Genomic DNA, 13,968 nt, shown 5'->3' on the forward strand with positions numbered 1-13,968 from the left:
GTCGCAGGAACCCGTAAGGAGGCATCTCGACACAGGAGGTTCAGTGGCCTTGCTGCAATAAGCGGATGTTTCTGAGCGTATCTTCATCCCCGGGTTTCAACTCCAGGACTTTTGTGTAAAGAGGCATGGCCAGATCTCCTCGTCCAGCCTGTTGAAAGAGCGCTCCCAGGTCATAGTAAGGAACGATGTCGTTGCTCTTCATGTCGATTGCTATCGCGAACTGGTGCATGGCATCGCTCTGTCTGTTCTCTGCGACGTACAGCACGCCAAGATTCACGTGTGCGGCACTGCTTTTGGGATCGATCTGGAGGACGCGCTGCCACGTTGCATCCGCCTCAGGCAATGCCCCGGCACCCTGATAGGCCGCTCCAACGTTCAGCAAAACGGCTGCGTCGTTCGGGTCTTGTGCGAGCGCCTTCTGGTAGGCCGCTTGTGCCTGGGCATAAGCATTCATCCGGAGATACGCATCGCCCAGGCCGGCGTATCCCTTCGGAAATGTTTTGTCGATTTCAACGGTCCGTTGATACTCCGCGATGGCCTCCTGCAACTGCCCTCTCTCCCTCAGGGAATAGGCAAGGTTGAAATGAACCGATGGACTCTGCGGAGTCGCAGCAAGCGAGCTGCGATACAGGCGAACCTCGTCGGACCAATCGGCCACCCGTATGGAAGTTCGGCAAAGATTCCAAAGAGACCAGAGCGCCAGGCAAACGGCCAAAGTCCTTCTCACCTGCGGCTGACGCACATCCATGCAGACGGCAACAATGGCGGCGACCATACCGATGGCGGCAAAGTAGGCAAAGCGCTCCGCGAGGCCCTGATAGTTGAGCAGTATGCAAAAGGGGGCCACCCCGATTGCGAACCAGCCCAAACCGTCGAGCAGAACAGGCTGTTCCTTGCGTCGAAAAAGCGCATAGCCCAGGGCGAGTCCAAACCCAAGGAGTCCCACATAAGACCAGAGATGAGGCTGGCTCAACGAGAGCGTGGTGGAACGTTCCACGCTCATGTGCACGGGGAGGACGGTGAGGGACACGTACTCCCACAGGGCCAGGCCTATCCACTTGATCGAGGCGAACGCCGAGAAGGACTTTACCCCGACTCCAATGCGGAGGGCTTCGACGGCCACCACGGCCGCGGTGACAGTGCCAATCGTTAGAAACAGTCCTTTCGACCATTTCAGGCGTGTGACGAAGACCAGCACCAGCAAGATGGGAAGAATGACGATTCCCGACTCATGAGAAAGTACGGCGCAGGCAGCCGTGAGCGAGCATAGGATGGCCCATCGGGGCTGAGGCCGTTCCAGATGAGTGATCGCTGAGAGCAGGCAAAGCAGGATGAAAAACGTGCAAAGCACATAAGACCGTCCGCTCACCCATGCGACTACCTCTGTATTGATCGGCAACGAAAGCCACAACAGGGCGACCGCGGCAGCCGTCGAAACGGGCAGCTTCAACCTGCGAAACAACGCGAAAACAAGATTCCCGTTCAAGAAGTGAAGCAGTATATTCGTTGCATGGAATGCAGGAGCACTAAGGCCCCAAACCGTACGATCCAGGAACAATGAAAGCCAGAATAACGGCCTGTAGGTAGATCCTCCATATCCCAGGTACGAGGTGTTCAACGACACCGGATGGAAGAAAAAGCGGTGAACAAAACTGCTCCAGGGTTGAAGATTCGGATTGTTTACGATCTGATCGAGGTCGTCATAGACAAACGGCGCACTGAACGCATGCCAGTAGAGCGCCAATACCAGCAGCGCCGAAAGGATCAGAAAATTACGCCGTGGCCGCTGAGCGAACCACAGGGAGAGAGAGTGCCTTGAATACATAACTTCCTGTTGGAATGAAGGAGTTTGTCCAGTCCCATTCTACGAACGTCAGTGCCGTTCCGAAGAGCGAAGCCAATCGCTTATGAGACTCAAAATGCCAGGCGAAGAAAGCAAACGTAGCGAATCTGACATCCGATTGACTCCATTATCCTGTTTCATTCGTCTCAAGTTGTATCCGCCCCTGCGAGGTTTGTCCTTGTTCTCTGTCCGGCCGCAAGCTTCTGCGTTTAGCGTTGCACTCTGGCTGTGGGTATTCCTGGTCTGTTTCTTAGGATCGGGCGTTCCAGCCTTGGCGCAATCCAGTCAGGCGCCTGCTGGTCCCACGACGGTCTCCGGTCAGGTCATCAACGCGGTGAGTGGGCAGCCTGTCTCGCGCGCCCTCGTACGGCTCGCCGATCGTTCCATGCTGACCAACTACGAAGGCCGGTTTCAGTTTGAGCAGGTGACGCAGGATGGCGTGCTTCTTGTGACGAAACCGGGCTTCGCCATGAACCCTGATTCGTTCAGCCCTGCCAATGTCATTCTGAGCAAGCTCTCCGGGCAGCTCACACTCCGTCTCTACCCGGAGGCCATCATTACCGTGCATGTCTCCGAGCCGGATGGCGATCCCTTGCAGGGTATCTTTATCACCTCCCAGCGCTACCTCTTCGATGGTTCGCGCCGTTGGGTTACCGTAGGAGGAGGTTTGACGGACACCCATGGCGATGCCCGGCTTCCCCTTTCAGCCGGCGAATACCGGCTCGTCACACGCTATCTTGCCCCGAATGCAGATCGCGATGAAGCTATTTTGCCTCTCGTAGTTCCAGAGCAAACCTCAAGCAGCACCTTGCAATCGGTGCATCTTCATAGTGGTCAGGAGATGCACTTCGATCTGCACCCCCAGCTAAGCCGAACCTACCCCGTCGACGTTACGGTCAAGGGGGCCGCACTTCGATCCGACCCCGCGATCATGGTGACTTCCAGCATCGGCGCCCGCATCTCCGTCTCTCCCCGGAAAGACGCTGGCAGCGGTGTCCAGCGCATCGATCTCCCCAACGGCTCCTATACCCTGTCGGCTCGAAGCGGAGAACAAGGGGTGGTAGAGATGGCTGAAACCAGCGTTTCCGTCGCGAACCAGGGTCTTTCGGGAGTGACCCTCAATCTTCAGCCAGCGCCCATAATCCCTATAGAGCTGACGATCGATCCGGCATCTACCTCCGATAACTCCGCAAGCTCCCCTCCAAACGTGAATCAGCTGGGGCTTTTCCTGGAAAACCAGCAGCAGGATTTCGACAGCGGGAACGCAAATGCCACTCTTATAACCCGTCGTGACGGTGGTTCTGCTTTCACAGTTCCCTTCGGCACCTATCGTCTCCGCTCAAGGAGTGCAGGCCAGTGGTACGTTAAATCCGCTACGTATGGCAGCTCCGACCTGCTGCAGGAGAATCTCGTTGCCACTTCCGGAGGGAGCGGTGTTCCGATCCGTCTCATAGTCTCCAACCAGGCCGGATCGGTGCAAGGAACGACCTCTCTCGGGGGCAAAGCTGCCGCCGGCTCTATCTACCTGGTCAGTCTTACTCCAGGCCTGACCTCCATGATCAGCCTGCGCAGCCGTGATGATGGAAGCTTTAGCAGTTCGAGGATTCCGCCGGGCTCTTACCGAGCGCTTGCGCTGGAACAGCCCAGGCAGATCGACTTTACGGATCCAACCCTTGCCGCCCCTTTCACCTCGTGGATGCAGAACATCACTGTCGGAACCGGTGTCGCCAGCAATCTTAATCTTGACGAAGTGCCTGTCGAGGACCTCTTCCCATGAGACTCCTCTTCTCGACGGCTTCCCTTCTTCTCACCCTGACCTTTGGCGGCTGCTGGAGCTGCCTGGCGCAGTCTCAGGATCTGAAGGCCATCAAAACATCCAAGGCTCCTGCCTTCCACATCACCGGAACAGTGGTCAACAGCGTAACGCAGTCTCCTGTTCCCCGCTGCCGCATGACGGCTATGCTCACCAATGCTCCTCAGGGACCAACGTCCGACAGCTTCGAGACCGACGAGAGTGGCCGCTTCGATGTCCCTGTTGCTTCCGCCGGCGCGTGGAGGCTGACCGCCCATGCTCGCGGATACATCGTTCAGGCCCTGGATGAACACGAGGGATTCTCCTCCGCGATTGTGCTTACCGCGGAGAATCCTACCTTGGACGTGCTCTTCCCTCTGTCGCCCAACTCTTCGATCTTCGGCGCCGTGCTCGATGAAGCCAATGAGCCTGTTCGCCAGGCCCGCGTCACCCTTCAGTCTGTCGCGCCTCGCGATAACGACAACGGGCAGCCAACCCCCGCTGTGCGGGGCCAGGCTCTCACGGACGATCGTGGGCACTATGAATTGCCCAACCTGTCCCCTGGAGACTATCGCGTCGAAGTACAGGCTAACCCCTGGTATGCTACGGCGGCTCAATCCTCCAGCAACCAATCCGCAAACGCTGACCCGTCTCTGGACGTGATCTATCAGCCAACATGGTTTCCCGGCGCGACAGATCCAGCCTCTGCCGCAACGATTACGCTGCACGGCGGCGAATCGAGCGAGGCCGACTTCCACCTGCTGCCTATAGCGGGAATCCATCTTCACCTTTCGACGCCTGCTGCTGTCGTGTCCACTTCTGAGGGACAACCTCCTCTTCGCTTTCCGCAGATTACCCCTATTACTTCGGCGGGGGGTGCCTTGGGATCAGTGCCTTCCATGCTCTCCACCGTTCAGGGCCAGGTCGATACGGGAGGCCTGGCCCCTGGCCTGTACAAGGTGAGCTGGCCCGACTCCGGCGGACATAGCACGCTCATCCAGATCACAGCCAATTCACCCCGTTCGATGGATCTGAGTTCAGGCGCGGCCGGCGTTCACGTCTCTCTCAAGGTCGATGGGGCTGCGGTGATCGGCGCGGAACAGATTACCTTTATCGACGTCAACAACCCGGAGAACGTCTTCCCCGCCTCCGGTGCTGCGTCTCCCGGCCGTGCAGGAAGACGGGGGAATCTCCAGGCGCGTGGACAGAGTTCTGACCTCAGCGTCGATCTTCTGCCCGGTCGTTATAGCGTCCACCTTGCCGGCAGTCCGGACACGTACCTCACAAGCCTCTCTGCAACAGGGGCCGAGGTCGTCGGCCGTACCGTCACCGTGCATGGAGACGCTTCCCTCACCTTGCATGTGACGAGCGGACGGTCCGTGGTCTCCGGCTTCGCCCACTATCAGGGCAAGCCGTCGGTGGGAGCTGAGGTCCTGCTTATTCCCGCGACCTTTGGAGAGCCGGAGAGCATCACAACGGTTCGTCGCGATCAGACCAACACGGATGGCAGCTACCAACTCCCGGAGATCATTCCAGGCCAGTACATTCTCATCGCCATCGATCACGGCTGGCAGGTGAACTGGAACGACCCGGCAACGCTGCGCGGATACCTGCTCCACGGCGTGCCGCTCGATCTCAAGTCAGGCGCGAATATAAAACAAGAGATCGCAGCCCAGGCTCCTTAGGAGAAGTGAGGCCCGCAAGTATGGTAGATTCAATAAGTCAGGTGCGACTGCGGAGAGATGGCCGAGTGGCTGAAGGCGCACGCTTGGAAAGCGTGTATACCGCAAGGTATCCAGGGTTCGAATCCCTGTCTCTCCGCCATTCACTTTCGCAAGCCCCCTCAAATCAAGCAAATACAACCAAATAAACGACTTAGATCGGGCTAGTATAGTCTCGATTTTCTCGACCTTTCCCTCTATTTCCCCATTTTCGGAGGTTATTTCGTACCACTCCGAAATAACCGTACCAAGCCAAAACCCCAATCTCACTTCCCTCTCCCGCATCGCCCCACCACCAACGATTCGCAGTCAGCGCCGCATCGCCAAAATCCGGCTCATGCGGATGCAGCAGGATCTTTCACACCCCTACGACTCCATTCCTGAACCGGTTACCTCCGAGATTGAGATTGGAGGAACCATCCATGATGCCGCTTAAGACTCAACTCAAACGCGCATACGCCGTTGAAGAATACTGCTTCATGAATCACACTCGTCGGAACTGCACCGCTGCCGTCTTGACGAAGCTCAACCAACTCGCTCCGGACCATATCGTTATATGTGCCGGGGGAAAGGTCGTCGAGGTCACGCTGCCCATCCTGATCGAGACGCTCGTCTCCAGCGGTTATCTTCTGGGCGGCGCCGCCCGTTTACCCTCATCATTCCTCGGCGTGGGTGGGCGTTGCTGGTGCCGCGTCCCCCAGAAGGACGGGAATCGCTCAGAATACATCTCGATCAACCCGTCCAACTACCGCCCAGGAGGTGCGCATAATGGCAAGCAAAGACATCCGACTCATGACCATCACAGAGCTTGGCCAACTGGCCGAAGCGATCCGCACTGAACCCTCTGGTAGTCGCAATTACAAACGACTCCGAGATCAGATGTGTGCTGCCTCGCTCTACCTGGAGGACTCCGGTGCCCTCCAGCAACTCTTGTGGTGGGCGAAGGACACGGTGATGGAGGCACCGCCGGAGGCGAGGGGGAAACTGTTCGTTATGTCGAGCCCGCAAATGGACCGCCGAGTTCAAACTGGGGGACAGTAGCTCCCTATCCCGCAAATGAACGAGCCCAACCTGTTGTTAGGGTGGGGAAAGCTAATGTGCATTCACAGCAATCCACCGTTATAGAACTTGACAACAATCTCAGCCACCAATCTACTCATGCTTTCAAGCGTGGGGATGACTTGCTTTCCCCGAACATCCTGGGGTTCGCCGAATGCAATGCTAATTCTGAAATCCATTTCATCATTCGCCTCAGAAATAGGAAGGGTGAGGATTTCGTCGCCATTCTTTAAAAATTTGATACCGGATGCGGCCTTGAGCCATCCTGGCCCACCAAATCTGGAGCCGAACAGTTTTTCGATACGTTCCTTCTCCGTCTTAGGGAAAGTGTGAGAAATGAGGCTTCCCCATACGGGGATCAAAAGCCTATGCTTATCTCTATTGTTCATCGTGTTGATGCACCAGAGGTGCCAACCATTACCTCGCGGGTATGGTTGGGTATCGTCGATTGCTTTGATCGCTTCTGGCCTCGCACCCAGTATTTTAATCATCTTGTCGGCGTTGTAAGCCTCGGCACTCTTGAAGATGGGATAGTAGGGCATTTTGGCTTTGGGTTCGATTCCGATATCAACTAAACGTGTAGCCAAGTGATCCAAAGCACTCCTTAGATTCTGAATGGCATCCCCGATGACAGGGGAAAAATCTTCGGGAATATTCCGCAAGAAATGAACATAGTAAGTTCTCTCGCTGGTCGCAAGGTTGTCCTTATGGCGAATGGAATATGGGCGGGAATCATGGAAGGCGCTAATTGCCCCTTCGAGGTCGCGGATGTGCTTCTTGGCCCGTTTTAGCTTCAGGCTAATATCCTCGAAAGCCTCTTTTGCGGTGCGCATCTAGCCAGCATATCAGCCCACCTTCGGCAGACCTCACGGCTGGATGTGTGGGTCTTCAGGATTATTTCGTTCATGGTTTGCTTTTGCAAACTCCGTCCCAGAGTTGCTCGCCCAGGGTGTCTGGAGTCACATCGCTCCAACCACTCCCTTCTGACTGCCCGATTGTATTGTTGTTCGAGTCATACGAAATGCTCGAATCTTGCCTCAGTCTGCGCGATTGGCAATTCAATTCGAGTGCCATAACCTCAGACTGTTTGGCTCCCATCCTCTTCACCCATATTCGCGGTGAAGACTCAGTCAGCACATCTGAACTTTTGACATCGAGATAATAGTTATCCCCGTGACCGAACGTTCCTATTGCACGCCATCTCTCGGTGGAATCTACTCGCTCCGGAAAGCCCCCGTAAATTAGCTGAAAATCAAGGATGCCGCGCCTGTAGTCACCACTCTTCAGATAAGTGTCTCCCCGAGCTTCGTATAAATCACTGAGCAAGAATGTGATTGAGTATTTTCCGTTACCTTGCAATTGCTTTTTAAATGCTACGGTTTCCCAGCTTGGTGCAAACCTCAGCTTGAGCTTTTGCACGAGAACGTCGTCTGATACGGAGGCGTATTCCGGGTATAGCCCCCGAAATTGAGCAAGGCTCAGGAGTATGACCTGATTTTCAAGCTTCAATTCTATGGCTGAGCTGTAATCGTCGATGGCACGCCGATAGTCTCGCACTTTGACATAAGCGTCGGCCCGATTCGAATAGAGCGTAGGCACATAAATGTCACCCTTCGGATGCGCTCGTATCGCGTCACCGAAGTCTGTGATAGCCAGGTAATACTTACCCAAATCCGATTGTGCCATCCCTCGATCAGCAAGGGCGGTGTAATCGTCGGGCTTTAACGAAAGTACTTTATCAAAATCCTTGACTGCTAAGGTGTCCTGCTTCAGTTCGAGGTACGCCTCTGCCCTTGCTGCATACGCTTGCTCAAAATTGGGATCGAGCAGAATGGCCTTAGCGAATAGTGGTATAGACGCCCTGTAAATCTCGTTGCGGGCAGCATCAGAAGCCCACGCTTTCTTTGTCCAGAATGCAGAATGTACCTTTAGCTCGCCCTGCAAATACGGAACCACTGGCGTTCTACCGTCAACCATCAATGCCTTTTGGAATGATGCCTCCGCTTGCGAATAATAGCTTTCGTTGAAGGTTGTGAAGAATTCGTAATAGGAACCCAGCAGTACGCGTGGCCGCCAGTCCTTTGGAGCCGCCGCAATGAGAGCATTGATGTCAGTCAGATTCCATGTACAGAAACCTGATGTTCTCTCCGGGACAACACCTTGAGTGTTAAAGATATCGTTCGACACGCTGAGGTCTAACCTCATAGCCTGCTCAAGAAGATCCAGAGCGCCAGAGGAATCTCCTTCCGAAGCAACAATCTTAGCGAGAAGAGAAAGCATCTCCTTGCGTTCGGACATCGAGACGGTATCGTCTTTCACTGAAATACCGACTTGGAGATCGGACTTAGCTCTGGCAAGATTGGATGGCTTGACCTCGCAGGCCACGATGTTTGCCCGCCAATAACGCGCCGCCCCATAGTTGGGATAGTCGTTGATGAATTTGTCGAGCCGTTGGACATCTTCATCTGTGTAGCTCTTCCCGACTCCTTTGAGCGCATCCCAAAATGCAGTATCAGCGGGTGACGGTCCTGTGAATGGCTCAGGTGTTCCCATCATCTCTGGTGGGCCCGAAATTCCCGAAATCGACATAGGTCCAGACTGCGCAACTGCTACACAGACGGTTCCAAGACTAATTGCAGCAATCAACAAACAATGAAGCGTTCTACGAGTAGCCAACGTTCAACCCCCGAAATCGTCATTACATCCTAAGTTATGGCACTAGCTTACGCTGAACTTATTCCGCTTGAGAAGCGTACGTGTAAACCCAAAACGAAGGGCCAGTCCGCAATGGACTGGCCTTTACAACTTTGGTGAATCGGAACTATACCGTAACCCCTCCAGGATTGTTCTAAGGTCATATCCGAGGACTTTAAGGGCATCATGACACTCTCAATCCAACATACCGGAGCCTGAAAAGAGGCTGATTGCGTTTAGATGTGTCAATGAGAGGTGGAGTCGATGTACCAGCACAGGACGCGAGGATGGGTGAGCAAAATTAACTTACAATTCTGGAGCGCTTCACTATCATTTGAAAACACAACATTCTGGTGGGCCAAGCAAACTCAATCTCAAAAGCATCACGCTATATGGCGTGAAGGACTATCCTTGGAGAAATGAAATGACTGTAAACAACCAATTAGATTCACCAATCAAAGTAAGCATTAGTGCGTGGGACGGTAGCCAGAGCCCTGCCTGGTATTCAATAGATACGGGCGGCTCAGAATCGTGGGACAGGGATCGGGATTTTCGCGGCTATATCGTGGCCGTTCAATATAACCTATGGGCAGTGGAACCGGGTTTTGCTCGGTATTATGTATTTGGTGGTGAGAGCGGTACGAACTATGTCATGAATATCACGGGGAGCGACTCTCCTAATGTCACGCTGAATAGCGACCATGGCACTTATCTCGACCTTTCTCAGTCTTCTCCTGTCGACAACTAAATGACTACATTTACTGGACGGAGCGCTAGATACCGAGATAGCTCTTGTCAGATTGCGGTTTCTGACAAGATACGTCGCAATTGGGATTGTATGGCTATGCGGCTAACAAGTATTTCTATAAGGTCTATCTGATTTTGGCGGGTGTTTGTCGCAACTGTGCTTCGAGCAACATGTGGCATGAGTGACAGACACTCGTCAGGTTGCGCAAGTCTAACCACTTGGTAGGGTCCATTGTGATTGGTATCGATCTACTGTTTACGGGTTTCCTTAGAATACAGCCCCAAAAATACGATCAATCCAATAAACGAAGGAAAGAATACCAAGCGTGGTAGCCAGATAAGAGCCTTACTGAAAAGCACAGAAATGGCACAAAGCATTCCGAAGCTTAATGCAATGGTGAGAAATGTTCGATTCTTCTTCATCTCAATCTCCACTCATTTAGACTTTGGAATCTGTTTTCAGTTCGCCATCAGTCTCTTTGTTGGTATACAGGAGTTTGGAATCATAGACAAACTTTCCTCAGTGGGTGCTGCATCGCAGTAATGCGTGAGTGGCATGTCTTGCAGAGTGAATTGAGATTCGTTAGGTCGAGACGGCGGGATGGATCGGTATTGACGGGGATCTCGTGATGGACCTCTTCAGCCGGGATCGGTCTAGGCAGGCAATGCTGACACAGGAACATATCTCTGTAGCACCAAGAGCCTTACACGTCGCCAATCTGCATCATATCCGTGGGATCTTGCTGATCCACAATAATTGCCATACCGGTACAGATCGCTTGGTGTGCTGTGCGTTTCGCAGTAACCGGATGAGGTGATTTCACTACATCTCGATTTCTTGCACGGACGTTTAGCTGTTTGGGCATGCTAAATGGCGTCGTATTCGCTAGTCGTTTCGGCGGTAAGATTAGTTCAAATGAATTTTGTTTATGAGTCTGATCGCCTCTTCAGCCTGTTTGGCTATTCGATGAGTCATGGCCTGCTCCTGCTCCGAAGTGGGAAATCAAATGGAGCACCTGAAACAAGGGTCGACATCCTCTTTCGAGATGTCAGAGTCATGGAAATCAGGGCGTGGATGAGCGGAATACGAATCGAAGAAGTCAGCGACCCACGATTCCTTGATGGTCAGCGGAGCAATCCGGCTGCGATGCTGGAGCCGGGACTAAACATCTATTCCATTGCTAGCGCTGAACACGGCGACGCAATCGGCGAGTCCACGGCCAAATGGCAAGGATTCATAATTGCCGGTCGCGTTCAGATTGAAGAGGATAAGGGAGAGATGCTCGGACCAAGCACTCTTGTCCCGGACTCACCTATCAAGAGATGGGCAATGAGTTGAGGTATGGACTACGTTACCCGGTTATGGGGCAGTCTGACCTGCTTTAGCAGGGTTCGAGAATCTGAGAGATGGATAGTCGGAGAATATAGCGTGAGCCCTTGGTATGGCGCAGGCATTTCTAATTCCGTGCATTGAAATCTCCAAAGTCGAAGCGTTCCTTAGTTCAAGGTGATGGGTGCTCTAAGTTCAATCTGTTCGGAAGACGTGCCCACTTCGATGGTGTATTTCCCTTGATCCGTCTTCCAGGTGTGCGCATTGATATCGAAGTAGGCAAATGCCCGGTCGCTTAGCGAGAGAGAGACGTGTTTCGTTTCACCTGGCTTTAGCCTTACCTTGGAAAACCCCTTCAACTCTCGGAGCGGGCGGGAAACGGGAGGAGAGTTTTCTCCTACGTAGACCTGAGGAATCTCTGTGCCTTCACGATCACCAGTATTGGTGACGTCGAATTCAACGGAGACCATAGGGTTTTTTGCATCCGCGCTACCGCTGACCTTGAGATGATCGAGTCGAAAGGATGTGTAGGACAGGCCGTATCCAAACGGAAACAGAGTCGATTTCTGGCGGCTCGTGTAATAGCGATATCCAACGAACAAACCTTCGCTATAGCGAACACTGGGCGTTGGTTTCAAGGATGGGTCAGGATAATAATTCTTCGTCGTAGGGTTGTCCTCGAGACGGCGCTCAAAGGTCATCGGCAGCTTACCTTCAGGACTATGGCCTAGAAGAATGTCAGCCAGCGCACGTCCGCCCTCCTGGCCGAAGTACCAATCCTGTAAAAGAGCGGGCACCTGGTCTAGCCAGCTTGCGGTCTCGTAGCCACCGCCACTCGCGACCGTCACAATGGTGTGTGGGTTAGCCCGGACAATGCGACGAATCAGCTCGGCCTGCCCATACGGTAGCGTGAACGTACGATCATGCGACTCTCCCTCAGATTCCGGACCGAAACCCGCAGCCACAATCACTGCATCCGCGTTGCGCGCGATGGTGTCAACCTCTGGTGCGATCAAATGGCTTGTAGGCGCAATGGCCACTCCCAACCGATCCGCTTCCGCATCCGGCAGATATCGCACTCTTATCTCTACCCGATCTCCGGCGTGTAGAGATATCTCAGCAGAGTTGGGACTTTGGTCTTCCGACTTCGATTGGTGAAGGACCGTTTTTTCGCCGACTTTCACGTCATAAACATCCCGGAGCACGGCGGCCGCGAGCACCGTATAACTGCCGGTCACAGGCGCCTCGTAGGTTCCGGTCCACTCCTCGCATCGCCGGTCCTCGGCTACGGGGAGATTCGCAAGCGAATAGACGGAGGTCCGATAGTCCGCTATACGCGTCGCTGGAGCGGAGCGAATGGGTTTTCCGGTACAAGTCTCCGTTTCATAGATGTTCTTCGTCATACCGTCGAAGTGCATCTGCGAAAACATATCCGTAGGGCGTATGACTCCACGCGAATAGAGAATATTTACCTTATTACCCAACTTTTGCTTCAAAGCCTGCATGAGTGACGTGTACTGTTGCGGTGTCACCAGGGAGCTGCCGCCACCCCCTATCGCCGGAGGGTCGGCGTCAGGACCGATCACTGCGACCGTCTTGAGCTTTGCCGGCGAAAGCGGCAGCACATTGCCATCGTTCTTGAGTAACGTAATACTCGCAAGCGCCGCTTGATAGGACACTTCGTCGCCACCACTATCAAACTCGGAGAGACCTGGGTCCCACTGTTGCTTATCCAGAAAACCAAACCGCACAGCTATCCGAAGTATTCGCCGGACTTTGTCGTCGATCGTTTCCATCGATAGCGTGCCCTTCGCCAGCTCGGCCCTGAGGCTATCCGGATTCATGTAGTGCCCGCCAGGCATCTCCAGATCGAGCCCTCCTTTGGCTGATGGCAACGTGGATGCTGTCGCTCCCCAGTCGGACATTACGATGCCGTCGAACTTCCACTCCCCTTTCAGAAGTTGATTGTTCATTCGATCGCTTTGCGTCAATCGTTCCCCATTCAGTAGGTTGTAGCTATCCATCACTGCGCCAACCTTTGCTTCACGAACACTTGCTTCGAATGCTGGCAGGTAGATCTCGCGGAGGGTACGCTCGTCTACGATGGCATTTAAATTGTGCCTGTCGTATTCCGAGTTGTTCGCTGCAAAATGCTTCACCGTCGCAACCACACCTTCGCTTTGAAGCCCCTGGATGAAGCCCACAGCAATCCGCGAGGTCAGATAAGGATCTTCGCCAAAATACTCGAAGTTCCGGCCATTCAAAGGCGATCGATAGATGTTCACTCCTGGCGCCAGCAATATGCCTACGCCCCTGGCCTTCGCATCTCGTGCCAGGCTGCGGCCGGCAGCTTGAGCCATCTGCGGATCCCAGGCTGCTGCCAGAGAGACTCCAGCCGCATAGGCTGTCGCTGCCCCAAAGGTGCGCACGCCATAGGGTCCATCGCTCATCTTGATCGCGGGCATCCCGATGGACGGTAACGCGTGAATATAGAAGCTTCGATCTCCCCCTAAAACCTGAAGCTTTTCTTCCAGGGTGAGCTTAGCTAGCAACGTGTCGACGCGCTGTTCTATATCCTTCGAGTTTTGCTTAGAGATTTGAGCTGCGACATTGGAGACCATCATGGCAGCCCATAACACAACTACTACGCATTTCGCACAACCTGATGCCCGCATGACACACCCTCTCCTACTCTTCTTGAGTTTCGGAATCCACGTAAATCGGCCTCTTCAATCGTCAGTGCGCCACTATAAGGATGTACAAGGAGCGTTGAGAAGGAAGG

11 protein-coding genes and 1 tRNA gene are annotated in these 13,968 nt (G+C 53.9%); 6 read left to right on the forward strand and 6 right to left on the reverse strand.

Annotation, left to right across the window (positions count from 1 at the left end):
* Window positions 1-40 precede the first annotated feature (40 nt).
* Window positions 41-1,825, reverse strand: a complete 1,785-nt coding sequence (locus ACIX8_RS12295; RefSeq protein WP_014265665.1) for a tetratricopeptide repeat protein — start codon at window positions 1,823-1,825, stop codon at window positions 41-43.
* Between the two features lie 289 nt (window positions 1,826-2,114).
* Here ACIX8_RS12295 and ACIX8_RS12300 point away from each other — a divergent pair, with 289 nt between their 5' ends.
* The 4 genes from ACIX8_RS12300 to ACIX8_RS25635 all read left to right on the forward strand — a co-directional run bounded on the left by ACIX8_RS12300 (window position 2,115) and on the right by ACIX8_RS25635 (window position 6,195).
* Window positions 2,115-3,620: a carboxypeptidase-like regulatory domain-containing protein gene (locus tag ACIX8_RS12300; protein ID WP_150110584.1), complete on the forward strand. Its 1,506-nt coding sequence runs from the start codon at window positions 2,115-2,117 to the stop codon at window positions 3,618-3,620.
* Window positions 3,617-5,320 carry a carboxypeptidase-like regulatory domain-containing protein gene (locus tag ACIX8_RS12305; protein ID WP_014265667.1) on the forward strand — a complete coding sequence of 568 codons (1,704 nt, stop codon included), beginning with the start codon at window positions 3,617-3,619 and terminating at the stop codon, window positions 5,318-5,320. Before ACIX8_RS12300 ends, ACIX8_RS12305 begins: the two co-directional genes overlap by 4 nt.
* A gap of 51 nt (window positions 5,321-5,371) precedes the next feature.
* A tRNA-Ser gene (locus ACIX8_RS12310) sits at window positions 5,372-5,459 on the forward strand.
* 376 nt (window positions 5,460-5,835) lie between these two features.
* Window positions 5,836-6,195, forward strand: a complete 360-nt coding sequence (locus ACIX8_RS25635; RefSeq protein WP_150110585.1) for a hypothetical protein — start codon at window positions 5,836-5,838, stop codon at window positions 6,193-6,195.
* Between the two features lie 264 nt (window positions 6,196-6,459).
* On the opposite strand, the gene ACIX8_RS12320 is transcribed toward ACIX8_RS25635, so the two are convergent.
* Both ACIX8_RS12320 and ACIX8_RS12325 read right to left on the reverse strand, forming a co-directional pair.
* On the reverse strand, window positions 6,460-7,248 hold the full coding sequence (locus tag ACIX8_RS12320) for a hypothetical protein (protein ID WP_014265670.1): 789 nt from the start codon (window positions 7,246-7,248) through the stop codon (window positions 6,460-6,462).
* 70 nt (window positions 7,249-7,318) lie between these two features.
* Window positions 7,319-9,004, reverse strand: a complete 1,686-nt coding sequence (locus tag ACIX8_RS12325) for a tetratricopeptide repeat protein (RefSeq protein ID WP_014265671.1) — start codon at window positions 9,002-9,004, stop codon at window positions 7,319-7,321.
* 439 nt (window positions 9,005-9,443) lie between these two features.
* On the opposite strand from ACIX8_RS12325, the gene ACIX8_RS12330 reads away from it, so the two are divergent.
* Window positions 9,444-9,857 (forward strand): hypothetical protein, encoded by a 414-nt coding sequence (locus ACIX8_RS12330; protein ID WP_150110586.1) that lies wholly within the window; start codon window positions 9,444-9,446, stop codon window positions 9,855-9,857.
* 248 nt (window positions 9,858-10,105) lie between these two features.
* Here the strand turns inward: ACIX8_RS12330 and ACIX8_RS25955 are convergent, their stop codons facing one another.
* Window positions 10,106-10,279: a hypothetical protein gene (locus tag ACIX8_RS25955; RefSeq protein WP_014265673.1), complete on the reverse strand. Its 174-nt coding sequence runs from the start codon at window positions 10,277-10,279 to the stop codon at window positions 10,106-10,108.
* A gap of 80 nt (window positions 10,280-10,359) precedes the next feature.
* A complete protein-coding gene (locus ACIX8_RS26545; RefSeq protein ID WP_083836671.1) occupies window positions 10,360-10,539 on the reverse strand; it encodes an HNH endonuclease in 180 nt (59 codons plus the stop codon).
* A gap of 233 nt (window positions 10,540-10,772) precedes the next feature.
* On the opposite strand from ACIX8_RS26545, the gene ACIX8_RS12340 reads away from it, so the two are divergent.
* The gene (locus tag ACIX8_RS12340) at window positions 10,773-11,195 is read left to right on the forward strand and encodes a hypothetical protein (protein ID WP_044176655.1); all 423 of its coding nucleotides are present in this window, start codon (window positions 10,773-10,775) and stop codon (window positions 11,193-11,195) included.
* A 158-nt stretch (window positions 11,196-11,353) separates the two neighbouring features.
* Here the strand turns inward: ACIX8_RS12340 and ACIX8_RS12345 are convergent, their stop codons facing one another.
* Window positions 11,354-13,861 (reverse strand): beta-glucosidase, encoded by a 2,508-nt coding sequence (locus ACIX8_RS12345; protein ID WP_014265675.1) that lies wholly within the window; start codon window positions 13,859-13,861, stop codon window positions 11,354-11,356.
* Between the last annotated feature and the right edge of the window lie 107 nt (window positions 13,862-13,968).

It is taken from the genome of Granulicella mallensis MP5ACTX8, from assembly GCF_000178955.2.
Taxonomy (GTDB): domain Bacteria; phylum Acidobacteriota; class Terriglobia; order Terriglobales; family Acidobacteriaceae; genus Granulicella; species Granulicella mallensis.